This window comes from Bradyrhizobium genomosp. III (genome assembly GCF_000261705.1).
Taxonomy (GTDB): Bacteria; Pseudomonadota; Alphaproteobacteria; order Rhizobiales; family Xanthobacteraceae; genus Bradyrhizobium; species Bradyrhizobium ottawaense.
The window spans coordinates 39311-61018 of record NZ_AJQF01000030.1 but is presented as its reverse complement, the minus strand read 5'-3'; the positions used below and the strand labels follow the sequence as shown (position 1 = coordinate 61018).

30 protein-coding genes are annotated in these 21708 nt (G+C 64.9%); 13 read left to right on the top strand and 17 right to left on the bottom strand.

Going from position 1 to position 21708, the window contains the following annotated elements:
* The coding region (locus IC66_RS0102950; protein ID WP_038946611.1) for a helix-turn-helix domain-containing protein at window positions 1-391 on the top strand (391 nt) is incomplete at its 5' end.
* 18 nt (window positions 392-409) lie between these two features.
* Here IC66_RS0102950 and IC66_RS47525 read toward each other — a convergent pair.
* From IC66_RS47525 to IC66_RS0102935, 3 genes are all read right to left on the bottom strand, one after another.
* Window positions 410-556: a hypothetical protein gene (locus IC66_RS47525; RefSeq protein WP_162832230.1), complete on the bottom strand. Its 147-nt coding sequence runs from the start codon at window positions 554-556 to the stop codon at window positions 410-412.
* 286 nt (window positions 557-842) lie between these two features.
* On the bottom strand, window positions 843-1091 hold the full coding sequence (locus IC66_RS0102940; protein WP_028144885.1) for a hypothetical protein: 249 nt from the start codon (window positions 1089-1091) through the stop codon (window positions 843-845).
* 476 nt (window positions 1092-1567) lie between these two features.
* Window positions 1568-1732 carry a Flp family type IVb pilin gene (locus IC66_RS0102935; RefSeq protein WP_028144887.1) on the bottom strand — a complete coding sequence of 55 codons (165 nt, stop codon included), beginning with the start codon at window positions 1730-1732 and terminating at the stop codon, window positions 1568-1570.
* Window positions 1733-2064: 332 nt separating this feature from the next.
* Here IC66_RS0102935 and IC66_RS0102930 point away from each other — a divergent pair, with 332 nt between their 5' ends.
* Window positions 2065-3360 carry a hypothetical protein gene (locus IC66_RS0102930; protein ID WP_028144888.1) on the top strand — a complete coding sequence of 432 codons (1296 nt, stop codon included), beginning with the start codon at window positions 2065-2067 and terminating at the stop codon, window positions 3358-3360.
* 5 nt (window positions 3361-3365) lie between these two features.
* Here IC66_RS0102930 and pdxY read toward each other — a convergent pair whose 3' ends face one another.
* Window positions 3366-4184 carry a pyridoxal kinase gene (gene pdxY, locus IC66_RS0102925; protein WP_028144889.1) on the bottom strand — a complete coding sequence of 273 codons (819 nt, stop codon included), beginning with the start codon at window positions 4182-4184 and terminating at the stop codon, window positions 3366-3368.
* Between the two features lie 45 nt (window positions 4185-4229).
* The gene (locus IC66_RS0102920) at window positions 4230-4862 is read right to left on the bottom strand and encodes a TetR family transcriptional regulator (protein ID WP_028144890.1); all 633 of its coding nucleotides are present in this window, start codon (window positions 4860-4862) and stop codon (window positions 4230-4232) included.
* 97 nt (window positions 4863-4959) lie between these two features.
* Between IC66_RS0102920 and IC66_RS0102915 the strand changes: the two genes are divergently transcribed.
* The 3 genes from IC66_RS0102915 to IC66_RS0102905 all read left to right on the top strand — a co-directional run bounded on the left by IC66_RS0102915 (window position 4960) and on the right by IC66_RS0102905 (window position 6729).
* Window positions 4960-5625: an O-methyltransferase gene (locus IC66_RS0102915; RefSeq protein ID WP_028144891.1), complete on the top strand. Its 666-nt coding sequence runs from the start codon at window positions 4960-4962 to the stop codon at window positions 5623-5625.
* Window positions 5626-5815: 190 nt separating this feature from the next.
* The gene (locus IC66_RS0102910) at window positions 5816-6160 is read left to right on the top strand and encodes a DMT family transporter (RefSeq protein ID WP_028144892.1); all 345 of its coding nucleotides are present in this window, start codon (window positions 5816-5818) and stop codon (window positions 6158-6160) included.
* Entirely contained in the window at window positions 6160-6729 is a 570-nt protein-coding gene (locus IC66_RS0102905; protein WP_028144893.1) for a TetR family transcriptional regulator, read from the top strand. Before IC66_RS0102910 ends, IC66_RS0102905 begins: the two co-directional genes overlap by 1 nt.
* 15 nt (window positions 6730-6744) lie before the next feature.
* Here IC66_RS0102905 and IC66_RS0102900 read toward each other — a convergent pair whose 3' ends face one another.
* The 5 genes from IC66_RS0102900 to IC66_RS0102880 form a co-directional block, all read right to left on the bottom strand.
* Window positions 6745-7065, bottom strand: a complete 321-nt coding sequence (locus tag IC66_RS0102900; RefSeq protein WP_049806444.1) for a hypothetical protein — start codon at window positions 7063-7065, stop codon at window positions 6745-6747.
* A 71-nt stretch (window positions 7066-7136) separates the two neighbouring features.
* Window positions 7137-7343 (bottom strand): hypothetical protein, encoded by a 207-nt coding sequence (locus IC66_RS0102895; protein ID WP_028144895.1) that lies wholly within the window; start codon window positions 7341-7343, stop codon window positions 7137-7139.
* A gap of 265 nt (window positions 7344-7608) precedes the next feature.
* Window positions 7609-7887 carry a hypothetical protein gene (locus tag IC66_RS0102890; RefSeq protein ID WP_038946607.1) on the bottom strand — a complete coding sequence of 93 codons (279 nt, stop codon included), beginning with the start codon at window positions 7885-7887 and terminating at the stop codon, window positions 7609-7611.
* Between the two features lie 161 nt (window positions 7888-8048).
* A complete protein-coding gene (locus IC66_RS0102885) occupies window positions 8049-9014 on the bottom strand; it encodes an SH3 domain-containing protein (RefSeq protein WP_038946606.1) in 966 nt (321 codons plus the stop codon).
* A 149-nt stretch (window positions 9015-9163) separates the two neighbouring features.
* Complete coding sequence (locus IC66_RS0102880) at window positions 9164-11086, bottom strand: FAD-binding monooxygenase (protein ID WP_038946604.1); 1923 nt, start codon at window positions 11084-11086, stop codon at window positions 9164-9166.
* Between the two features lie 101 nt (window positions 11087-11187).
* Here IC66_RS0102880 and IC66_RS0102875 point away from each other — a divergent pair, with 101 nt between their 5' ends.
* The gene (locus IC66_RS0102875) at window positions 11188-11652 is read left to right on the top strand and encodes a MarR family winged helix-turn-helix transcriptional regulator (RefSeq protein WP_028144898.1); all 465 of its coding nucleotides are present in this window, start codon (window positions 11188-11190) and stop codon (window positions 11650-11652) included.
* Between the two features lie 120 nt (window positions 11653-11772).
* Window positions 11773-12207: a COG4315 family predicted lipoprotein gene (locus IC66_RS0102870; protein WP_038946603.1), complete on the top strand. Its 435-nt coding sequence runs from the start codon at window positions 11773-11775 to the stop codon at window positions 12205-12207.
* Window positions 12208-12275: 68 nt separating this feature from the next.
* On the opposite strand, the gene IC66_RS0102865 is transcribed toward IC66_RS0102870, so the two are convergent.
* Window positions 12276-12872 (bottom strand): L,D-transpeptidase, encoded by a 597-nt coding sequence (locus IC66_RS0102865; protein ID WP_162832231.1) that lies wholly within the window; start codon window positions 12870-12872, stop codon window positions 12276-12278.
* A 370-nt stretch (window positions 12873-13242) separates the two neighbouring features.
* Between IC66_RS0102865 and IC66_RS0102860 the strand changes: the two genes are divergently transcribed.
* Together IC66_RS0102860 and IC66_RS0102855 are read left to right on the top strand one after the other, a co-directional pair.
* Complete coding sequence (locus tag IC66_RS0102860) at window positions 13243-14289, top strand: hypothetical protein (protein WP_038946602.1); 1047 nt, start codon at window positions 13243-13245, stop codon at window positions 14287-14289.
* Window positions 14290-14664: 375 nt separating this feature from the next.
* Window positions 14665-14895, top strand: coding sequence for a DUF6894 family protein (locus IC66_RS0102855; protein ID WP_018322949.1), 231 nt, complete (start codon window positions 14665-14667; stop codon window positions 14893-14895).
* On the opposite strand, the gene IC66_RS0102850 is transcribed toward IC66_RS0102855, so the two are convergent.
* Complete coding sequence (locus IC66_RS0102850; RefSeq protein WP_028144902.1) at window positions 14896-15681, bottom strand: SDR family NAD(P)-dependent oxidoreductase; 786 nt, start codon at window positions 15679-15681, stop codon at window positions 14896-14898.
* A gap of 130 nt (window positions 15682-15811) precedes the next feature.
* Between IC66_RS0102850 and IC66_RS0102845 the strand changes: the two genes are divergently transcribed.
* Window positions 15812-16201, top strand: coding sequence for a hypothetical protein (locus IC66_RS0102845; RefSeq protein WP_028144903.1), 390 nt, complete (start codon window positions 15812-15814; stop codon window positions 16199-16201).
* Between the two features lie 108 nt (window positions 16202-16309).
* Window positions 16310-16564: a hypothetical protein gene (locus tag IC66_RS0102840; RefSeq protein WP_028144904.1), complete on the top strand. Its 255-nt coding sequence runs from the start codon at window positions 16310-16312 to the stop codon at window positions 16562-16564.
* A 19-nt stretch (window positions 16565-16583) separates the two neighbouring features.
* On the opposite strand, the gene IC66_RS0102835 is transcribed toward IC66_RS0102840, so the two are convergent.
* From IC66_RS0102835 to IC66_RS0102815, 5 genes are all read right to left on the bottom strand, one after another.
* Entirely contained in the window at window positions 16584-16769 is a 186-nt protein-coding gene (locus tag IC66_RS0102835; RefSeq protein WP_028144905.1) for a hypothetical protein, read from the bottom strand.
* A gap of 206 nt (window positions 16770-16975) precedes the next feature.
* Complete coding sequence (gene minE, locus IC66_RS0102830) at window positions 16976-17257, bottom strand: cell division topological specificity factor MinE (protein ID WP_028144906.1); 282 nt, start codon at window positions 17255-17257, stop codon at window positions 16976-16978.
* The gene (gene minD, locus IC66_RS0102825) at window positions 17254-18069 is read right to left on the bottom strand and encodes a septum site-determining protein MinD (protein ID WP_028144907.1); all 816 of its coding nucleotides are present in this window, start codon (window positions 18067-18069) and stop codon (window positions 17254-17256) included. The genes minE and minD overlap by 4 nt, the downstream gene beginning before the upstream one ends.
* Window positions 18070-18088: 19 nt before the next feature.
* Window positions 18089-18787 carry a septum site-determining protein MinC gene (minC, locus tag IC66_RS0102820; protein ID WP_028144908.1) on the bottom strand — a complete coding sequence of 233 codons (699 nt, stop codon included), beginning with the start codon at window positions 18785-18787 and terminating at the stop codon, window positions 18089-18091.
* Window positions 18788-19080: 293 nt separating this feature from the next.
* A complete protein-coding gene (locus tag IC66_RS0102815; RefSeq protein WP_038946600.1) occupies window positions 19081-20097 on the bottom strand; it encodes an ABC transporter substrate-binding protein in 1017 nt (338 codons plus the stop codon).
* A gap of 100 nt (window positions 20098-20197) precedes the next feature.
* Here IC66_RS0102815 and IC66_RS0102810 point away from each other — a divergent pair, with 100 nt between their 5' ends.
* Together IC66_RS0102810 and IC66_RS0102805 are read left to right on the top strand one after the other, a co-directional pair.
* Window positions 20198-20845: a TetR/AcrR family transcriptional regulator gene (locus IC66_RS0102810; RefSeq protein ID WP_028144910.1), complete on the top strand. Its 648-nt coding sequence runs from the start codon at window positions 20198-20200 to the stop codon at window positions 20843-20845.
* 80 nt (window positions 20846-20925) lie between these two features.
* Window positions 20926-21696 (top strand): ABC transporter permease, encoded by a 771-nt coding sequence (locus IC66_RS0102805; RefSeq protein WP_038946599.1) that lies wholly within the window; start codon window positions 20926-20928, stop codon window positions 21694-21696.
* Window positions 21697-21708 lie beyond the last annotated feature (12 nt).

Genomic DNA, 21708 nt, shown 5'->3' with positions numbered 1-21708 from the left:
AGCCGCCGGCTTCCGGCCCTGCCTGCGGTGCCGACCGGAGACTGCGCCGTTCTGCCCGGCCTGGAACGGCACGCGCTCCACGGTGGCGCGGGCCATGAAACTCATCGATGGCGGCGCGCTCGACGAAGGCTCCGTGGTCGATCTGGCGATGCGGCTCGGCATCTCCTCGCGTCATCTGGCGCGCCTGTTCGAGCGCCACGTCGGCGCGACGCCTCAGCAGCTCGCCAGGACGCTGCGGGTCCAGCGCGCCAAGCGCCTGCTCGATGCCAGCAACCACACCATGACCGATATCGCATTCCAGGCCGGCTTCGGCAGCCTGCGCAGATTCAACGCCGCCTTCGCCGAACTCTACGGCCGCTCACCGTCAAGCCTGCGCGCGCGGAGAGCTTAGCGCGCCGCTGGAAGTCGCTCAGAAAAATCCGGGGCTGAGATCGAGGCCATAGGTCAGGCTCAGCACGAACACGAACAAAGCGGCGGCGGCGAACAAGGCTGTCTGCTTGAGAATGAACGCACGCGGCGACGTGGTGGCGGCAACGACTTTCTGCGCAACGGGCATAATGGCCTCCATTATGACTTCAAAATTGGCCGCAACAATGCGGCGGCCGCATCAAGCAACGCGACGTGCAAAGCAACTGTTAAAAGGATCAAGCCCGTTATGAACGGGCATACATCACCGGCACCTTCACGCGAACTTGTTCGCGGCCGGATTCTCAATCAGCGCATCGGTGTCAATTCATCGTGCCGAGACATTTGCACGATGCGCGAGCAGCGTCGATTTCGATCACGTGATGCAGATGGGTCCCGCCTCTCCGCGGAACCCATCTGCTGTTCACGATGTCAGCTTAGTGGGCCACGCCAACGGTCGCGGTCTTCACCTTGCGAGGGCTGAGCACCTTCGCCTGGTGGACCGAGGCCAGCGTGGTCGACGCAGCGGTCTGCTGCTCGACATGCCCGGCGCCGAGGACGCGAACCTGCAAGGGCGAGACCGGAAATCCATTGGTCTCGTAAGTCGGCAGTTCGGCGGCGAAAGCCGCGGTGCTGCCCGCGATCGTCAGGATGGCGGCGGCGATCGACAGAGTCTTCTTGTTCATTGGTAATGCTCCTGAGTGGAAGAGTCGGAGCATATTTAGGCGCGTTTTGCTGCGTTGCGACATGCTTTGTTGCATTGCAACAGCGCGTGCTGTGCATGGCGATATGTTTAATGCGTACAAGACGTTGGCCGAATCACCGCCGGCCGCGACATGACGGTTTTATGGACGGTGCTCAGCCACCGAGCACATTGCCCCAGCCATCGAAGAGATAGGCCTTCCAGGCCACGGTTCCGTCCTCGCCCGGGCGGCTGGCCTGGCGATAATCGTCGGCCTGGTCAGCGGTCCAGGTGTGATCGTGTCCGTGAGGCGATCGTGCAGGATGGCGGGCTCGGTGGGATCGAAGGCGTCCATGGGACGAAGCGAGGAATGCGTCATGGCCGACCAAACGCGCCAGCCGCAACAAAGTTGCCGCAACGCATCGGCAAGAGTGTTGCCCACCCCACACTCCAGCATTGATGCAGTTGCGCGAGGCGCCCCTATTTCAACGCCGTCGCCAGCGCCTGCAGCTTTGCGACGAGATTGGTGCCGAGCGCATAGATGATCTCGATGATTGCGAGCGCGATGCCGGCTGCGATCAGGCCGTATTCGATCGCGGTGGCGCCGGATTCATCGGCGACGAATTCAGCCCATTTGCATTTCAACTTCACAATCGTGTCCTTCCCAACTCTGCCGGAACGGCCGGCAGGCGAGAAATGCACGATTACAATCCAAGATTGAATGAATTCGATCGCTTCAAGTTACGACAATGAACGCCGCATTTGCTGGCGATTCCGTTGAAAACCGCAGTGGGAACTCGCGTTGCAGCTTGGCAACACCTCCGCGAAAAGCCCGATTTCGCCGAATTAGGCCATTGCGTCGCCACACGGTCCCCCGAACAATCGACGCGCTGCGTGCCTTTCCGTGCAAGACTGTTTTTGCATCATGACTGTTCCGACAAAGCGTGTCCGAACAGAACCGTTTGGAGGCAGGGATCATGAACGATCGGCGGTCTCTTCTGGTGGCGGTCGCGTGCCCCTCGGCCGTTCTCGCCGGCTGGCTGGCACTTTCCCTCTCCGCCTATGCCCCTGCCCTCATCGAGAACAGCGGCGCCAATGCCGCTGCCGTGTCGCGCGCGAAAGATCTCAGCCGGCTCGACCTCGCGGACGTGCCGCACGCTGCGACGATCGAGGACGGCATCGCCTTGACCGCCGACATCGCGGCTGCGGTCGCTGCGGCACCAACCCCGACGATCACTGAAGCGGTGCCCGAGCCTCCCGCCATCAAGCTCGCCTCAGCAGATCCCGCGCTGATCCTTCCGACGGAGACGCCGCCCGCGCCGCAGATATCGCCTGAACCAGAGCCCGTCATCAGCGTGACTGCTCCAGTTGCAGCGCCGGCGCCCGTCAAGCTCGCATCTGCCGATCCCACCGAGATCGTGACGACCGACGCGCTGTCCCCCGCGGCGATCGCGAGCGGCCCCGTCACGCCTGCGAGCAAGGCATCGCCGCCGGCCGACACCGTCGCCGTGCTCGACGAGTGCTTCGTCATGGATGCCTGCATCGACCGCTACCTCTGGGCGCTCTATCAGCGCACCGCAAAAGAGGACTCGATCAAGGTCCAGGAGCGCCGCGCCGTCACCATCAAGCGCAAGGGCAAGACGGTCACGGTTATGCGCAGCTTCACCAAGCTGGTCGACCAGGATTTCACCTGGAAGGATCCGAAGGCCGCCGAGCACGCCGGCATGTCGATGATGGACTACGTCATCGGCGGCATGGACAAGAGCTTCAAGCGGAAGCTGTTCCGCACGCTGCTCGCCGCGGAAGCCGCTGGACTCTCGCCCGGCATCACCAGCGCGTTCCGTGACGATTATCGCCAGTCGATCGCGAGCGGTCTGAAGGCCGCCTCCGACCGCTCCTATCACGGCGGCAGCACGCGCGGCGGCTACGGCCATGGCATGGCGGCGGATATTGTCAGCACCCAGGGCAATAACCGCGCGCAGCGCTGGGTCTCGACGGAAATTCTGTGGAAGTGGGTCGACGCCAACGGCAAGGCCTACGGCATCGGCCGGCCCTATCTCGGCCGCGATCCGCCGCATGTCGGCCCGGTCGACGGCGCTGAATACATCTCAAAGCGTGGCACGAGCGAGCGCAAGGAAGTCGCCAGCGCCAAATCAAAGAAGACGCGCGCTGTGGCCCAAGCAAAGCCGCCAAAGGCACAGGCCGCGCGTGAGCAGAAGAGCCCGGCCAAGCCGCAGAAATCGGCGCAATCGACCGGCAAGCGCGCGACCTGAGACCATTACGGCGCGCGCCCCGGCGTCGGCAGCGGCACGAGCCGCATCTCGGCCGTGCCGGCGTCCTGCGTGCGCAGCAGCACCGCAAAGATGGTTTCGACCGCCAGCCGCACTGCGGCCTCCGTCGCCTCGCCCTTGGCCAGATGCGCGGCGATCAGGCCCGTGAGGAGATCACCGGTGCCGTAGGGGCGGATCGGCAGGCGCAGCGTCGCGAAGCGCGACAATAGCCCGTCGGCGCACAGGATAGTCTCCAGCTGTCCTTCGGGCGTATCGGCGAGCGTGCAGCCGGTGGCGACGATTTCGATACGGCCGGTCCCCGCCAGCGCCGCGCACGCGACGCGCAGTCCCTCCGCATCCGCGGTTCTGAGGCCTGTGAGCAGCTCGAGCTCGAACTGGTTCGGCGTGGTGAGGTTTGCTGCCGGCAGCAGCCGGTGCCGGACCACGTCCAGGATGCCGTCGGCGACATAAACGCGGCCATCGTCGCCGATCACGGGATCGCAGAGATAGACGAGCTTCGAATTCCGCGCGAGCGCCCGCTCGACGAAATCGGCGATTACGGCGGCGTTGCCCGGCGAGCCGAGATAGCCCGTCACCAGCACGGCCGCTTCGTCAACAAGCCCGCGCTCCTCGACGCCGGCCAGAAGATCGGCAACGAGCTCGGTCTCCAGCACCCGCCCGTGCAGGCTCGGATAGCGCGGATGGTTGGACAACACCGTCGTCGGCACCGCCGCAACGTTCACGCCCTCCGCCTGAATGGCATAGGCGGCGGCGCTGTTGCCGACATGGCCGTGGACCACCTGGCTTTGAATGGAGATGACGAGCATGAAAGAGGTCCGTAGGGACAAACGACGTGTGTGGCAAGAGCAGCTTCAGCGTCGCGCCAGTTCGCCGAGGTAAGCGCAGAACATGTCGGCCAACCCGTCGGCATGGCGCGCGATCTCGGCCTCGCTGCGCGGCGTCTCCGAAAACCGCTTGCCGACCTCGCTCAGCGTCGTCTTGATGAGCTCGCCGGCAAGCGCGCGGGTCGCCTCGGAGGCTTTGGGCAGCGCTTCCCGCATGAACGCCGCGATGATCCCCTCACCGGCGGCCCGCGCGTCCTGCGCCTCGGGCGCGTCGCGATAGAGCGGTGCAGCGTCGCTGAGCGCGCCGCGGATCGCGGCCTCCTCGCACTCGGACAGAATGAAGGCGTGGACCAGCGCGCGCAGCCGCACCGGCGGTGGCTTCGTCCGGTCCGCCAGGATGCCGCGCAAGAGGTCGCTCGTGCGCCGCCACTCATCGCTCTGGAGACGGAACAGGATCGCGGCCTTGTTCGGAAAATATTGATAGAGCGAACCGACGCTCACCCCGGCCCGCTCCGCCACTCGCGCCGTGGTGAAACGCTGCGCGCCCTCCTTCGTCAGGACCTGAACAGCGGCATCGAGAATGGCCGCGACAAGCTCGCTGGAGCGGGCCTGTTGCGGCTGTTTTCGTGAAGAAATTGAACGGCTTCGACGCTCGGCCATGGCTCACTCGGGCAATGCGAATAGGAAATGCGACGAATTAGTCGTATTTCACTCGGCACGCAAGCACGCGTTTCTTCGCCAACCCTGGAGACCTCCAATGACCACCCCGACCATCACAACGCTTGCGCCGCTGCTGGACCGCCTGTTCGACGAGGCCGAGGCAGCAAACGGCGCAACGCGCGCCGCCGTCGCGGATTTGTCCGACGCAGAGCGGGCGCGCTTGATGCGCAGCAAGACCGACTATCGCGACCTCTACGGACGCCTGAAGGACGCACCGCTCGCGGTCTCCCGCGAGACAGGCCACCTGCTCTACATGCTGGCACGCAGTTCCCGCGCCAGGGTGATCGTCGAGTTCGGCACGTCGTTCGGCATCTCGACGCTGCACCTTGCCGCAGGCCTGCGCGACAATGGCGGCGGCCGTCTCGTCACCAGCGAGTTCGAGCCGTCCAAGGCGGCGCGGGCGCGGGAAAACCTCATCGCCGGCGGCCTGATCGACCTCGTCGAAATCCGTGAAGGCGACGCGCTGAAGACGCTCAGTACCGATCTGCCTGCTACGATCGACCTCGTGCTGCTCGACGGCGCCAAGGCGCTCTATCCGGAGATCCTTGATCTGCTGGAAGGCCATCTCGGACCGGGTGCGATCATCGTCGCCGACAATGCCGACGACAGCCCGGACTATCTGGCGCGCGTGCGCGCGCCCGGCAGCGGCTACATGTCCACGCCCTTCGCCGAAGACGTCGAACTCTCCGTGCGGATCAGCTGACACCAGTCGAAACGCCACGAAATTTTGGAGCCGCCGCGCTATTCACCAGGCGGCGGCTTCATGCTGCGTTCCCTGGTGTCGCAGCCTCGTCACTCACCCGTGATACCTCGTTCTGGCCAAAGCCTGGCCCGGCGTGCTAAACATACCTACCGCGCGGTATCTTTCCGTCCGCCCCGCGCCGGAGTTGATCATGACCTCCGCCTTCAATGCCTACGCAGCGCTCGCCCTCGCCATCGTTCTCGAGGTCACGGCGTCCGCCTTCCTGCAGCAATCCGCCCAGTTCACCCGACCGTGGCCGACGCTGGCGATGGTGCTGTTCTATGTCGCCTCGTTCTATGCGCTGTCGGTGGCGATCCGCGTCATTCCCTTGAGCATCGCCTATGCGATCTGGGGCGGGGTCGGCATCATCCTGACGGCGACCGTCTCCTTCGTGCTGTTCCGCCAGATGCTGGACGCCGCGGCCTTCGTCGGCATCGCGTTGATCGTATCCGGGGTCGTGGTCATCAACCTGTTCTCGCAGGCCAGTGTGCATTGATGGCGGAAAGCCGCTACACCCGCGCCAAGCAGCCGGAGCAGGTCCGGCGCGCCCTGCTCGACTGTGCCGCGGCAATCGCCATGGACCATGGCGTCGCCGGAGTTACCGTGCAGGCGGTGGCAGTCGCGGCCGGCGTCACCAAGGGCGGACTGTTTCACCACTTTGGCAGCAAGCAGGCGCTGATCGAGGGCCTGTTTGCCGACCTGCTCGCGCACGTCGATGCCGAGATCGACGCCGCGATTGAAGCCGATCCGAAACCGCGCGGCCGCTTCACGCGGGCCTATGTGAATGCCGTGTTCACCGGCCAGGCCTTCGGCTTCGCGACCCCATGGGCGGCGTTGAGCATGGTCGTCGTCACCGATCCGCCGCTGCGCCGGCTCTGGAACGACTGGATCAAGGCGCGCCTGAAGCGTCATCGCACGACCGACGACGCGCCCGATCTGCAAATCGTACGTCTCGCCGCCGACGGCGCATGGCTCTCCTATGTCACGACGGGACAGACGCGGATGAGCGCCGAGCTACGCGCCGTGCACGCACGGCTGCTCGCGCAGACCTATCAGCGCAGATAGCGGCCCCCGCACGTCCTACTGGCTCTGCACCGGCTTGGGCGGACGCGATGCGGATCGCGCGGGCTTCTTGGCGGGCTTGGTAGCAGCGCGCGGCGGCGGAGTATCGACTGACTCAAGATACGCCGCGAGCGCCTTGGCCGAGTCCGAGCTGGTCGCGTAATGATCCCTGAGAAACCAGGACAGCGTCAGGCTGAAGCGACCCTTGGCAAGGCCGCGCGGACTGCGATGGCAGGTCGCACAGCCCTCAGCGAAGAGCTTTGCGGGCGGCTTGCCGGCGTCAAGATTTTGCGCGGCGGCGGCCGTCACCGTCAGAACAGCGGCGGCTGCAACGGTCAGCACGGGCACGATCCGGTCGCGCCCCGATCGAAACAGCGATCTCAAATGCCGTCCCCTCGCCCGCCCTTCGGTCACGCCGCCGACAGCTGATCGAACTCCGGCGGTGCGTAGGCCTTGCCGTCCTGGTCGGTGATGACGACCCGCCACCCCTCGCTCGCCCACACCTTCGCCTTCGCCACGATGAGCAGCCGGCTCTCTCGGGCGAAACTGTACTTCTCGTTGTCGCGTTCTGCGATCATCTTGTAGGCCAATTCGCATCCCCTTGCGTCGCCCTGCACCCGCCTCCTCGTGGCAGCGGGCTTTGGCGGCAATTCGCCGGGAGCGTGGCAATTTGGTGCCATCCGCAGGCATGGCGCAGATGATCGGCCGGCGACCGGCGTCGAGCCGTGCCCCGCAAGAATGCGATTCCAACCCGTCGCAGGTGTCCCCCTGCGACGACGGAGCCGTCTACAAGTCGTGCTGGGCCATGTCGTGCCGGATCGGCCGCCGGGGGCGGCCCGTCACGGCAGCAACGGAACCGATCGTCCCATGGCCGAGCCCCCGCTAGTGCACGCGGATGATGTGGGGTCGGCCGAGATCAATCAGCCCTTGCACCGCAGAGAGGCGGTCGTCGAGGGCTGCGATGGTGAGCAGCAGGTTGTTGCGGCGCTCGTCGAGCATGCCCATCTCGGCGCCGGTGAGCTTGGCGCTCGTCCGTTCCTTGTGGATTCCTTCGAGGGATTCGCGCAGTCCGGCAATCAAGCCGGTCAGCTGCTTGGCCTCCTTCGTCATCGAACGCTTCGCGACATTCTGGCGGCGCGTCTCCGCCTGACTCTGTCTCATGTCATCCTCCCGTGCCCCGCTGCCCCGAGTGGATGCTTACAGCTTTGGGTAGACATGTTACGATCGATGAAATCTGCCCGCGAAGATCTGTCTTAAATTGTAAAGGCCTCGACACAGCGAAGAAAAAGCCCGGCATCAGGGCCGGGCTTTTCTTTGCAAAGCTAGTGCTTCTGATGTCCGCCAGCGGGGCCGCCCGCCGGGGCGCCGCCGCCACGCGGGGCGGCATTGATGTGCGGAGCACCGCCCCCGCCGCCGTGCGGCATTGCGGGCGCGGCCGCGCGCGGCGCCGGCATCTGCGCACGGGCATTCATCGGCGAACCATGGCTCACGCTTGGCTGGGCAACATGTGGCGTCGCGGGACGCGCTGAAGGCCCGGCCACACGCGGCGCTTCGTGCGCGCGGGCCATCGGCTGCGAACGCACCGTAGCGCGGGTGGCGGCCTGCTCGCGCATCATGCGGGCTTGTGCATCACGCGGATTGCGGGTCTGCACATTGGTCCGCTCATGCGCGATGCGCTCACTTCGTCCAACGCGGTCGGGCGTAACCGCAGCGCCGCGCTTGGCGATCGCAGCGTCGCGCTGTGTGGTCGCGGCGTCACGCGTTGAGATCGCGGCGGCCCCCTTGCCGCGCACACCGCTGCGTTCGAGTGCGATCGCGGCGTCGCGCGTTGCCGCGCGGCCGATGCGGGCAGCACGCGGATCGATTGTCATCCGCGTCGCGACGCTCTGATGCGAGGTCCAGTAATTATTCCAATAGGCATGGCGTCGATACCAGGGACGTCCCCCATAGTAACTCGACCAATACGAGGTCAGCACGAAGGGAACGACGGGCACATCGATCTCGTCGACATAGTCGGGGAGATAGACGTAGTGATTGCGATAGAGATATTCGAGATATTGCGACGACACCCAGCCGCGATCATCAGAGAAGCTGACGTCGCACCAGGCATTGCCGCGCAGGCAGCCATGGATGTTGACGCGGGCGCCCCCGGGGACGCGATCGACCAGGGGAAAGCCCGAGCCCGGTCCGGCGCGCAGGCCGGTCGAGACGGTAACGATGCCCGGCGCGGCCAATGCGGCTGTCGGGACCAGCAAAAATGCTGCAACTAAAGCGGTTCTGAACTTCATGGCGCATTCCTCCTTTGAGAGGCGGAACGCGCCAGCGGAACAGGCGTTCCGCGCACGAGGGTCTCATCCGTCGAAAGACTGAAACGCACGCCGCGCGCGGTTCAATATTCATCCGCCGTTCATCGACCTGCGCAGACGCAGCTCGACCGTCACTTGATCCGCAACATGAACCCGTCGAAGTAGGACGCGAGCCCGGCATAGTCATCGAGCGGCAGTACGCTTGCGACATACTGGTCGGGCCGCACCACAACCGCGCAGCCCGCCTTCCGATCGATGCCGCGCATCGCAAAGACGTCGTGGCCGCTCTTGAGGTCCGGACAGAACATTTTCTCGTAATCATACAAGCCATAACGGCCCTTGCTTGGGAGCAACATGGGCGGCATTGCCTCGATCGCGAGCTCTCGATGATCCTGCTGAAACACTGCGCGCAGATCGATCACGCTGTCGATGTCGAGATTTCTGGACGTATATCGCCGGATCGGCGATTCCCGGGACTCGGCGAAAAAATTGCACAAGCGACGAATGGCCGAGTCCGAGGCAGCGGGATTCTCAGCGGGCGAGAACGCGTAGATCCGAAAACGACCGTCGGCCTGCGCGGCATGACCCAAATGCATCGGCTTTGCGTCCGCAAGTCGGATCACGGGCGCCGAGTGGAAGCGCTTGCCGATGATGAATCCCTCTGCGAGGTGCTGATGCGAGGCTGCACCGGTGAGAATCGATGGCGTGTAATGTGTCGCCGTGCCCGCGGTGTAGCGGCCATGCCTGACAAAATAGTCCTGTGTCCTGGCTGCGTCGCCGCCACCCGCTTTTGCTGACGAAGCCAAAATTCCCGCCCACTCGCGATCGAAATCGATCAGCTCTTTCGCAACCGCCTGACGTTCCGCCGAATAGGAATGCATCAGGCTCGGGGCGCACTGCTTCCGGAGGACGGCGGCAAGCTTCCAGCCCAGATTGAAGGCGTCCTGCATCGAGACGTTCATGCCCTGCCCCGCCTTCGGGCTATGCGTATGGCAGGCATCGCCGGCGATGAAGACGTGCGGCAGGCGCGTTGCGATCTCGGCTTCCGGCACGTCGTCGAACTTGTCGGTGAGACGTTGGCCGATCTCGTAGACCGACCACCAGGCGATCTCCTTCACGTCGAGCGTATGGGGCTTCAGGATCCGCTGCGCTTTCGCGATCACGTCATCGGCGGTGACGTTGCGGCTGGCGACGCGCTCGCCGGCATCGAGCTTGGCGAGCTCGACATAGATGCGGACCATGTAGCCGCCTTCGCGCGGAATGATCAGCAGGCTGCCGTCCTTCGCCGATTGGATCAGCGACTTGAAGCGGATATCCGGGAAATCGGTCACCGCCAAGACGTCCATCACGCCCCAGGCGTGGTTGGCGGAATCGCCGTGCAGCTCGCGCCCGATCGACTTGCGCACGGTGCTGCGCGCGCCATCGCAGCCAACGACATAGCGCGCCTTGATCTGCTCGACCTTGCCCTCGCTTGCGGCATCGACGCGTTCGAGGCGCACGGTCACGGCATGGTCGGCTGGACCTGCAGCCGGATCGACCTCGAGGTCGAGCAGGCGGCGGCTGTAGTGAGGGGCGAGCTTGGCCGACGATTTCCGCATCACGTCGAGAAAGCCGTCATGGATGCGCGCCTGGTTGAGGATGACATGCGGGAATTCGGACAGGCCGTCCTCGACGTCCTGCACCCGGCCGCTGCGGACGATGGTCTCGGGCTGGCCCTCGTCCGGCTTCCAGAATGTCGTCTCGTTGACCCAATAGGCCTCCTTCAGCACGCGCTCGCTGAAACCGTAGGCGTGAAACATTTCCATGGTGCGGCAGGCGATGCCGTCGGCCTGCCCGACCAGCAAGCGATCCGGCTTCTGCTCGACGATGCAGGTCTTGATCTCAGGGAATTGCGCAAGCTGGGCGGCGAGCGTGAGGCCGGCAGGTCCACAGCCGACGATGAGGACATCGACCTCGCCAGGCACGGCGCCCGCCGCGCCCGGGGCTTGAACGCGCTCGGCGGGGGCGGCGATGTCAGGGTCGCCCGGCTGAAATCCATTCAGATGGAATTGCATGAGGCTCTCCCGTCAACCTTCTGTTTTGATATTGCTCAGTATGCTGACTATCAGTATGCTTGTCAACGATCGTACGCCGTCCTGCCTCCGAGGAGAATTCGGTGAAAGACAACAACGACATGCCCGGGCATCTGGCGCGCCGGTTCCAGCAGATCGCCGTCGCGGTGTTCCTGGCCGAGGTCGAGGATGCCGGCTTCGATCTCACGCCGGTGCAATACGCCGCGCTTGCGACCATCAAGGCCAATCCGGGGCTCGACCAGGTGACGCTTGCAGGGCTGATCGCCTATGACCGCACCACCATCACCGGCGTGATCGACCGCCTCGTGCAGAAGGGACTGGCCGAGCGCCGCGCTTCCAGCCGCGATCGCCGCGCCCGCGAACTCGAGATCACCGACGAGGGCCGGCGCACGCTGCGCAAGATCACCCCGGCCGTGGAATCGGCCCAGCGCATCCTGCTGCGTGGCCTCAGCGCAAAGGAGGGCGAGGATCTGATGCGGCTGCTGCGCAAGGCGATTGCCGCCGGCAACGATCTGAGCCGCGCCCCGCTCCGCGATCTGCAGGCATGATCCGGTATTTCTGTACGTACTTGTCGCAGGCCTGCGAAACCAGGAACTAACCTTCGGCTGTTACGGTCGGCAACATTCTGCGCTTAACGCGCGATTAACTTTGCCGGTCGGGAGATCAGGATGTTCAAGTTCCTCATTGCGGCAGCGGCCGTCGCGCTCTCGACCGGTCATGCGCTCGCAAACGGCCATGGCGGCGGCGATGCCGCTCCTCCGCCCAAGCCCGAAGCGACGACCGCACCGGCGAAGGTGGTCCTGACCAAGCAGGGTCCCAAGCTCGTCGATCTCAAGGGCATGACGCTCTACTATTACGAGCGCGACACCACCGGAAAGACGTCGAACTGCAACGGCAAATGCACCGAGAGCTGGATGCCGTTGCCCGCAACGGCCGACGCCAAGGCCATTGGCGACTTCACCGTGATCAGCCGCAACGACGGCAGCAGGATGTGGGCGTACCGCTATCGCCCGCTCTACACCTCGGCCGCCGACAAGACGCCGGGCGACGTCAACGGCAATGCGACGACCCTGCAATGGCGCGTCGCCCGGCCCGGCGAATAAGCAAAGCCGCCATCAGCGTGCCCGCATGCGCACGATGATCAACTCGTCGGGATTGGGACGCTGTGCGCTCACCCGCGCCAGCGCGCGCCGGTCTCGGCCTGCGCGTTCTGTCCGGGCGGCAGCACCACGACCATCGAATTGAGCTTCACCCGGTCGTAGAGATCGATCACGTCCTCGTTGCGCATCCGGATGCAGCCGGACGAGATCGCCTGCCCGATATATTCGGGCTGGTTGGTGCCATGAATCCGGTAGAGCGTGTCCTTGTTGCCGGAATAGAGATAGATGCCCCGCGCGCCCAAGGGATTGGCGGGACCGCCGGGAACGCGCGCCGGGTACGGCCCGAGCCGCGCCTGGATATCTGCCGTCGGAACCCAGTCCGGCCATTCCGCCAGGCGACCGACCCGCGCGACGCCGGAGAACGCCATGGCTTCCTCGCCGACCGCAACGCCGTAGCGGATCGCCTTGCCCTCTGGCAGCACGTAATAGAGATAGCGTGCGTCGGTATCGACCAGGATGGTACCCGGTTGCTCCTTGCGCTGATAGTCGACGACGTGACGGAGATATTGTTCGGGCACATTCGCTTGCGCGTAAGGCGTGTGCGCAAGCAACTGCCGGTCGCGCGGCGTCATGCTCGCGTCGGTCGACGGCGAAAGCGTTGCCTGCATGCAGCCGCCCAGCGGCAACAAGGCAACGACGAACAAGGCGATTAAAGATCTTGGCACCGCCGGCCCCCGATAGCGGATAGCAGCGCCCCCAGCATCCCCAGATGCTGCCAAAATCGTGCTGAAAACAAGGCAGCGCGGAACACGTGCGCGTGTTCAACAAAAAGGGTTCCATCACCACAAACGGCGGAAGACCGTCGCATCATCTCCATCCCCTCGCCTTGCTTTGGTCAAACCCGGCTGGACTCGTGCGTCATCGTGCGAGGCTCATCCGGTTGGGATGGACTCACCCCAACAGATCGGCTCGCGCCAATGCGGACGACCAGTATTTCAAGCGCCCGGCCTTCAAACACCGGGCTTCAAAGGAGCTGCGATGCTCGCGACGCTGAACCCCAAGCAAATCGTCGATGAGATCGTGAAGGACACGGTCAAGGACAACGATCCGCACGACGCGATTCAGATTTCGCCCGACATTGTGCTGGCCTCGCGCCCCGTCAGCGTTGCGCCCGCGCTGGCGCCTGACATTGCGACGCGTCCGGAGCCGAAATTCGCGCCGGAGCCCAAAGCCTTGCTCGAGCGCAAGATCTCTATTGAGCCCAAGTTCAGTCCCGTCTCGGAGCCGCAGGCGGCGCCCCCGCCCTCTGTCGACACGGCCGTCCGTGTCGCGGCGAGCGATGGTCTCGGTCCGCGGAAGCGATCCGCCGCGGGCAAGTGGCTGCGCGGCGCTTTCGTCACGTTTCTGTTTGCAGGCGGTAGTGCGGCCGCCACCATCGCCTGGGAGAAACACGGCGACACCGCCAAACAGATGTTCGCCGAATGGACACCGGCATTGACGTCGCTGCTGCCATCGACATCGCAGACCGCGCCGGTCGCTGCCGCGCAGGCCGCACCGCCCGTGGAGCAGGCCGCCCCGCCCGCACCGCAAGCGGCAACCGATCAAACGGCCGATCAATCGGCGACACCGCCCGCAGTCCAGGTCGCGGCCGCTACGCCCGCAGCGACGCAGCCCGATGCAGCGCAGTCGGTGCAAGCGATGACGCGCGACCTCACCGCGATGGCGCAGCAGATCGAAACGCTCAAGGCCAACATCGCCGAGTTGAAGGCCGGACAGGAGCAGATGGCGCGCGAGATGGCAAAACCGCCTGCGCCGAAGCCGGTAGCTGAGGTCAAGCCTGTTGATCCGCGCACACGTGCTGCTGCGGTCCCACCGCGAGCTCCGTCACCGCCGCCGGTTCGCAAACCGAAACCGGTCGTGTCGCACACCTACATGCCGGCCTATTCGCCCGCGCCGCTCGCAGCTTCGCCGCCGCCTTCGCAGGCTGCCGCGATGCCGCCGCCGCCAGCCGCACCTGTTACCACGACTCAAGCCGTCGCCGATGACGATGGACCGGTCGTGCGCCCGCCGATGCCGTTGCGCTAGACCGAGACCGCGCAAGCAGCACGGCGCGCTGCGACAACATCGCGTAGGCTGTCCGAGTCGATGTGATGCGTTGAGTCCGGACAATTACGGAAAGCGATTTTTCTCGCTCAAGAGAAAAGGCCGTCGGGATCTATGCCGGCGGCCTTCTCTTGCAGCTGCCGGTTCCCGGAGCCCGGTTCTGCTGCAATTCCATGCCTTATGATCACGCCAACATATTTAATTAAATGTTAAGGCCGTCAGACGCTGCACATCATTTCTGCGCCATAAGCACAGAGATTGCGCGGTCCGTTCATCGGTAGATGTCGACTCAGTGGTACCATCCAACATGTGTTGAGACTTCCACTGAAGCTCATCTCGTCACACCGGGGAATTCGGATGCCGTACTACTCTTTCGATCTTGTGGTTGGTGGAGAGTTCAGGAACCAGGGCGGAATCATCCTCGAAGACATCGAGGTTGCCTCCGATCGCGCCGACCAGCTCGCCACCGAGCTGTCGCAGGTGAAGCCGGAGCTGCAGCAAAAGGGTTGCGCGGTGCGCGTCACCGATCGCGACGACAACGAGCTTTACCGCACGCCGCTCGATCCCGTGCCGGCCTGGCGCCGCTGACTACTCGTCAAGCGCCGGCGGCTCGAACCAGTTCGTCAGCGACAATCCGCCGTCGACGACGAAGGCTGCGCCGGTGACGTAAGCGGAGAGCTTGTTCGACAAGACGGTGAGCGCCATCGGCGCAAGGTCATTGGCCTCGCCGAGACGCCCGAGCGGAATGTGCCGCGCCAGCGCGGGATCCGCGACGAACCCGCCGGCGGCGATCGCGCCGGGCACCAGCGCATTGACGCGGATGTCGTGGCGGCCGAACGTCTTGGCCAACTCCTTCACCAGCATCGCCATCGCCGCCTTCGCCGTCGAATAATGCGGCAGGTTGCGCGGCGTGCCCGCATGCAGCGAGGTGAGAAACAGGAACGAGCCCGGCCGCTTCGCCGCGATCAGCCGCTTTGCGAGTTCGCGCGCCAAGTGAAAGCCGGCATCGAGATTGACGGCATGCATCTGCTGCCAGATCCTGCGATCGACCGCGAGCGCATGATCGGCCTCTCGCCGCGGCGGCGATGCGCTGTGGACGAAATGCGTGATCCCGCCCAACGCAGCGTCTGCGGTAGCAAGCAGCGCGTCGCACGCATCCAATTCGGCGAGATCGCCGACCCAGGGCACCGCCAGTTCTGGCCTCTTGCTCGCGCCGATCGCGGCGCTCACCCGCTCCGCGCTGATGTCGGCAAACACGGTCCGGACGCCCTCGCCAACCAAGGCCTGCGCGATGGCGCGCCCGATGCCGTTGCCCGCGCCGGTGACGAGCGCTGTGTCGCGGGCAGGATCGAATGGCGTGCTGAACAGGCTCATGTCGCTCTCCGAGGCCGGGATGCGGGCCACGATAGCGCACCGCGCCGGGGCGCGACAAATTCGCTCCGGCACCATTGCGGAGCAGCCCGCCGGACGCTAGCCTCCCAAAAAAATGGAGGAGATACCAAGGATGCGCTACGGTTTCCTGATGGCTGGCCTGTTGCTGATCGCCGCTCCGGCCAAGGCCGAGGACCATCTACGCTCGACCTATGTGACCCTGGTCCTGCAGGCCTTTGCCACCAAGGTCGAATGCCCGGGCACGGACGTCGTCTACCAGGATCTCGTACAGAAGGCGGCGCAGATGAAGCTGCCCGACGGCACCACCGAGAAGGTGCGCAAGGCAATTGCCTGGATGCATACCGGCGGCAAGATGGGCGAGAAGCAGGACGACGATCTGATGGCCGAGGTCGCGGTGGCGACCCAGGCGACCGATCTCAACCAGCGCCGCCTCGGCATGCCCAACTGGTGCGAGGCCCAGAAGACCAACCTCGCCGGCCTGATCCGGGCCAAGGGCGGCTAGCAAGCCGGCTGTCGCGGCGTTAAGCACACCGCGACGGAACCTGCGTTTCGGCCAATAATCGTCACATTCCTCGCCAGCATGCGGGCTCCTTCGCACAGGAGAAGCCCCATGCGGATGACGCATCTCATGGTCGCCGGCGTGCTCGCGATGAGCGCAGCGCTGGCCGCCCCGGCACAGGCAAAGAACTCCGACGCCCAAAAGGGCGAGGACAAATCGACCACCTCATCGTCCTCATGCAGCGCCTATCAGCAGGCGCCGGACGGATCGTGGGAGCAGCTCCCCTGCAAGGAGGCGGGCGAGCGCGGCCAGCCGCAGACGCAGCAACGATCCCCGGCACGGGGGCCGGATCGCGAGGAACGCTGAAGCGTTTCCGGTCCGGCGATCAGCTCTGGTGCGGCCCGCGGATGATCTTCATGGCGTCGGCGATGTGACGCCATTCCTTGGCCTCGTCGGCCTCGCCGCGGCCGTCGCAGGCCTGGGCCTGCTCGGCGGCCTTCGCGATCGCAGCAAATCCATGCCGCTCGAGCATCTGCCGCGCGACGGTGTGGACCTGGACCTCGGACATCATGGGCGCTCTCCCGTCATGAGGATACCGCGGCGCCCGGCTCGGCGCTCCGCGTCTCACATAACGATCTCGCCGTGATCACCGTTCCGGCGTGCCGATCACATCGGCACGCGCTGGAACTGGACCGCCCATAAAGACAAAGGCGGCCCGCTATGCCCAGCGGACCGCCCTCTCACCCACCCCAAAGCTGGGAGTCGCCGGCCGCGTCCCTACGCGACCGCCGCTTTCTTGCGCTCGAAGTCGTTGGGTACCTCGATATCGACCTCCAGGGTCGATACCTCGTCGCCGCGCTCGAGCCGGACGATGACCTTGGTCGGGTCCAGCATGACGTGCTTGGACACGACGGCGAGAATTTCCTCGCGCAGCACGCCGAGCAGATCGGGCTGGCCACGCATTCCGCGCTCATGGGCAAGCAGGATCTGCAGCCGTTCGCGTGCGACGGGTGCCGAGGCCTTCTTGCCGCGGAGAAGTCGAAGCAGACCCATGCTCATGCAGCCCTCCGTCGCAGCAGACGATCCATCAGACCTCTGCGCTCGGCGGGAACATGCATCGTCACGTTCTCGCCGCAGAGGCGCTTGGCCGCGTCCATATAGGCCCGCGCCGGCGCTCCATCCGCATTCGACAGCGTCACCGGCGTGCCGACGTTGGAGGCCTTCAACACGTCCTGGCTCTCGGGGATGATGCCGAGCAGGGGCGTTGCGAGGATCTCGAGGATGTCCTCGATGGTCAGCATCTCGCCGCGCGCGGCGCGCGAGGGGTCATAGCGGGTGATGAGGATGTGCTTCTCGACGCGCTCGCCCTTCTCGGCCCGCACGGTCTTGGAATCGAGCATGCCGATGATGCGATCGGAATCGCGCACCGAGGAGACTTCCGGGTTGGTCACGATCACGGCCTCGTCGGCAAAGCGCATGGCCATGGAGGCGCCGCGCTCGATACCGGCCGGGCTGTCGCAGATGACCCAGTCGAAGCGGGCGCGCAGATCGTCGATGACCTTGCCGACGCCCTCTTCCGTCAGTGCGTCCTTGTCGCGGGTCTGCGAGGCCGGCAGCAGCCAGAGGTTCTCCAGCCGCTTGTCCTTGATCAGTGCCTGCGGCAGTTTGGCGACGCCCTGCACCACGTTGATGAGGTCGAATACAACGCGGCGTTCGGCGCCCATCACGAGGTCGAGGTTACGCAGGCCGACGTCGAAATCGACGACGACGACCTTGTCGCCGCGTTGCGCCAGCGCAGCCCCAAGGGCGGCGGTCGTCGTGGTCTTGCCGACGCCCCCCTTGCCTGATGTCACGACCAGTACCTTTGCCATTTCTGAAATCTCCTTCTGGTCAGTTCAGCGCGGTAATTCGCATGGTGTTGCCCTGCAGCCAGGCCTGGGCCGGCTTGCCGCGCAGGGCCTCGTCGATATCGTCGGCGGTCTGATAAAACCCATCGATTGCAAGCAGTTCGGCTTCGATCTTCTGGCAATAGATGCGCGCGCTCGTGCGACCGTTCACGCCCGCCATGGCGCGGCCGCGCAGCGCGCCATAGACGTGGATGGAACCGCCGGCGACGACTTCGGCACCCGACCCGACTGAGCCGAGGATGGTGACGTCGCCTTCGGGAAAGATCACGGTCTGGCCCGAGCGCACGGGGGTCTCCAGCAGCAGTGACGTCGGCTTGGCGTCGGCCTTCGTCTCGGCCTTCTTCGGCGCGTTCGGCTCGATCACGCAGCTGCGCCCGCCCGAGAGCAGCGGCGGCATCATCGGGGTCAGCCTCGCCTCCTCCACGCCCTCGATGCCGAGCACGCGGATGTTGCGGTCCTGAAGGCTGGTGAGCAGATGGCCGATCCCGGACTGGCTGAGGTCGACCGAGGACAGGTCGATCACCACGGGCCGGCCGGCAAAGAAGCCCGGCGAACGCGCAATGGTGGCATCGATCTCGTGCAGCCAGTCCTGCACCGGAACCGTCGGCGTGAACACGAAGGCCACATAGGAGCGCCCGCGCAGGCGCACCATTTGGCGTTGAGGTTTGACTGCAGCCTCCATATCGGCCGACTCGTTCCCAGTTATTGAATGGTTAACGATGCGGCGGATATGGTTAACGGCCGGTTAATTTCTCCGCGGGGTTACGTAGGGGCAGCCGGTATTGCGCTCTCGTGTCCCGGACGCGCTGCGACGCGCAAGCGTTGCTGCGCCGAGCCGGGACCCAAGCCACACGGGTTGCTCCGGCGAAATGGGCCCCGGCTCTGCAGCGCACCGCCGAAGAGGCGCTGCGCTGCGTCCGGGGCACGAGATGAGGAATGCGGCGCACAGCGTTTGCAATGACGGAGGTGCCTCCCCTACTTCTTCACCTTGCTCGCATCCATCTTGATGCCCGGATCCAGCATCTTCGTCGTGAACGCCGTCGTCACGTCGAACGGCTTCTCCATGCCGAGATAGGTCTGGACCAGTTCATAGTCCTTCTTCATCCGCTCACCGTCGATCCAACCGAGCGATTTCGTCGTCGTGAACTCGTCCGTCATCAGGAACTTGATGCGCTCCCACTGGCGCTCCTGGTTCGCCTGGTCGAGACCTGAGACCTGGTCGAGCAGTGCCTTCAGGCACGGCGCGACGTCGGCAACGCAGGCCGCAAAGGCCTTCTGCGTGACGCGCACGAACTCTTCGACGACCTTGGGATTCTTCTGCAAGTACGCGCCGTTGACGATCAGCGAATTGCCGTAAGGGTTGAGCCCGATGTCCTTCCAGTTGACGTAGCCGAGGTCGGGACCGAACTCGATCACCTTCAGATCGTGCTCGTTGTAGAAGTCGCTGATGATGTCGACGGTGTGGCTCTTCAGCGCCGCGATCTTCGCGGTTGGCCCGACATTGACGAAGCCGACGGAATCCGGCGCGATGCCCGCAGCCTTGGCGAAGGCTGGCCACATCACGCGCGAGGCATCACCGGGCGGATTGCCGACCTTGTGGCCGGCAAAATCCTTCACGCCGTTCACGCCGTAGCTCTTCAGCCAGTAGAAGGTCTGCCCGGTATTGGCATAGACGCTCATCACCGCGACGGTATCGGCGCCCTTGCTCTTGGCCACCAGCATGGTGGCGAGATCGGCGACGCCGAAGGGCGAGCCGCCGGAGCCGACCTTGGCGGCGGAGACGCCCGAGCCCTTGCCGGTCTCGATCGTGAGGTCGATGCCTGCCTTCTCGTACCAGCCTTGCGCCTTGGCATAATAATACGGCGCGTGATCGGCCGTCGGCGTCCAGTTCAGGATCAGATTGACCGCTTCGCCCGCATGCGCGGGCGCCGCAGCTGCACCGAGCATCAGGGTCAAGACCAGGGCCGAGCCCACCGCCTGCAAACGCTTCATCGCATCTCTCCTCGTTGCCGCGACCCGGCTTGTCGCTCTCCCCTTGTGAGGATACCAATGCAACAAGCCTGTCCTCCACTTGTCAACTGTTTGGTTGGAAATGCCCGCAAAACGATCTGGCGACACCGTGCCGCAGCGCCGCGACCCCGTCGCCACCCGCAACAAGCTGCTGACCGCGGCGCGGCTGGAATTCGCCCGGCACGGCTTTGCGGGCGCCCGCGTCGACGAGATCGCGATGCGCGCCGGCGTCAACAAGCAGCTCGTCTACCATTATTTCGGCGACAAGGACGCGCTGTACCTCGCCGTGCTCGAATGGGTCTATGAGGATATCCGCGAGCAGGAGCGGAAGCTCAATCTCGAAGGCCTGCCGCCGGAGAAGGCGATCCGCAAGCTGATCGAGGCTTCGTTCGACCATCTGGCGGCACACCCTGATTTCATCGTGCTTTTGAACGACGAGAACCGCGGCGGCGCCCGCCATGTCCGCGGCTCGACACGGCTGGAAGCGATGCACTCCCCGCTGGTGAAGAGCGTCTCCCACATTCTCAACGAGGGGGTGCGCGCGGGCGTGTTCCGCAAGGGCATCGATCCCGTCCAGCTCTATATCTCCATTGCGGGCCTCAGCTATTTCTTCTTCTCCAACACGCCGACGCTGTCGGCGATCTTCGGCAAGGACCTGTCGAGCCGCACCGCACGGCGCGCCCGCCGCCGCCATGTCGCCGATCTGGTGCTGCAGTCGCTCCGGCCATAATCAACCAGCTGGTTGAAACTTCCTCGGAAGGCGGCTAGGCTTGCGACCTGCGGCGTCGCCGCGCCAACAGGGAGCAATCGGTGGCAGGAGACAGCGCACGCGCCTCGCGCAGCTTTGCGATCATCCTGATCGTGCACCTCGCCGTGCTCGTGCTCTGGCAGGTCGCAGTCGATGCCTTCCACGTGCCGAAATTCATCCTGCCCTCGCCGCTGGCGACGGTGCAGACGCTGGGGACCGCGAGCTACGCCTGGGGCGCCAACACGCTGGTGACGGCGATCGAGATCCTCGGCGGCTTCGCACTCGGTGCCTTCGTCGGCGTCGCGCTGGCCGTGATCTTCAGCTGGGCGCCGCTGCTCAGCCTGGTGCTGCTGCCGCTGTTCGTGACGCTGAACATGATCCCGAAGGTCGCGCTCGGCCCGCTCTTCATCGTCTGGTTCTCCTACGGCATCATTCCGAACATCCTGATCGCCTTCAGCATCTGCTTCTTTCCGATCCTGCTCACCACCGCGCGAGGCCTGCGCGAGGTCGAGCCGGATTTGCTCGATCTCGTCAAATCCCTCCGCGGCTCGCGCTGGACGCTGTTCCGCAAGATCCAGCTGCCGGGATCGCTGCCTTACGTGTTCTCCGGCATGAAGGTCGGCGCCATCCTGGCGGTCGCCGGCGCCATCGTCGGCGAGTTCATCGCCTCCGAGCGCGGGCTCGGCTACCTCATGATCCAGGTGCAGTCATCGCTCGACACGCCCGCGATGGTGATGGCCGTCGTGCTGCTGACGCTGCTCGGGGTCGCTCTCTACGGCCTCGTCCTGGTCCTCGAACGCATGTTCGTGGTCGGTGACGCAAGACAAACCTGACAACGGCAGAAC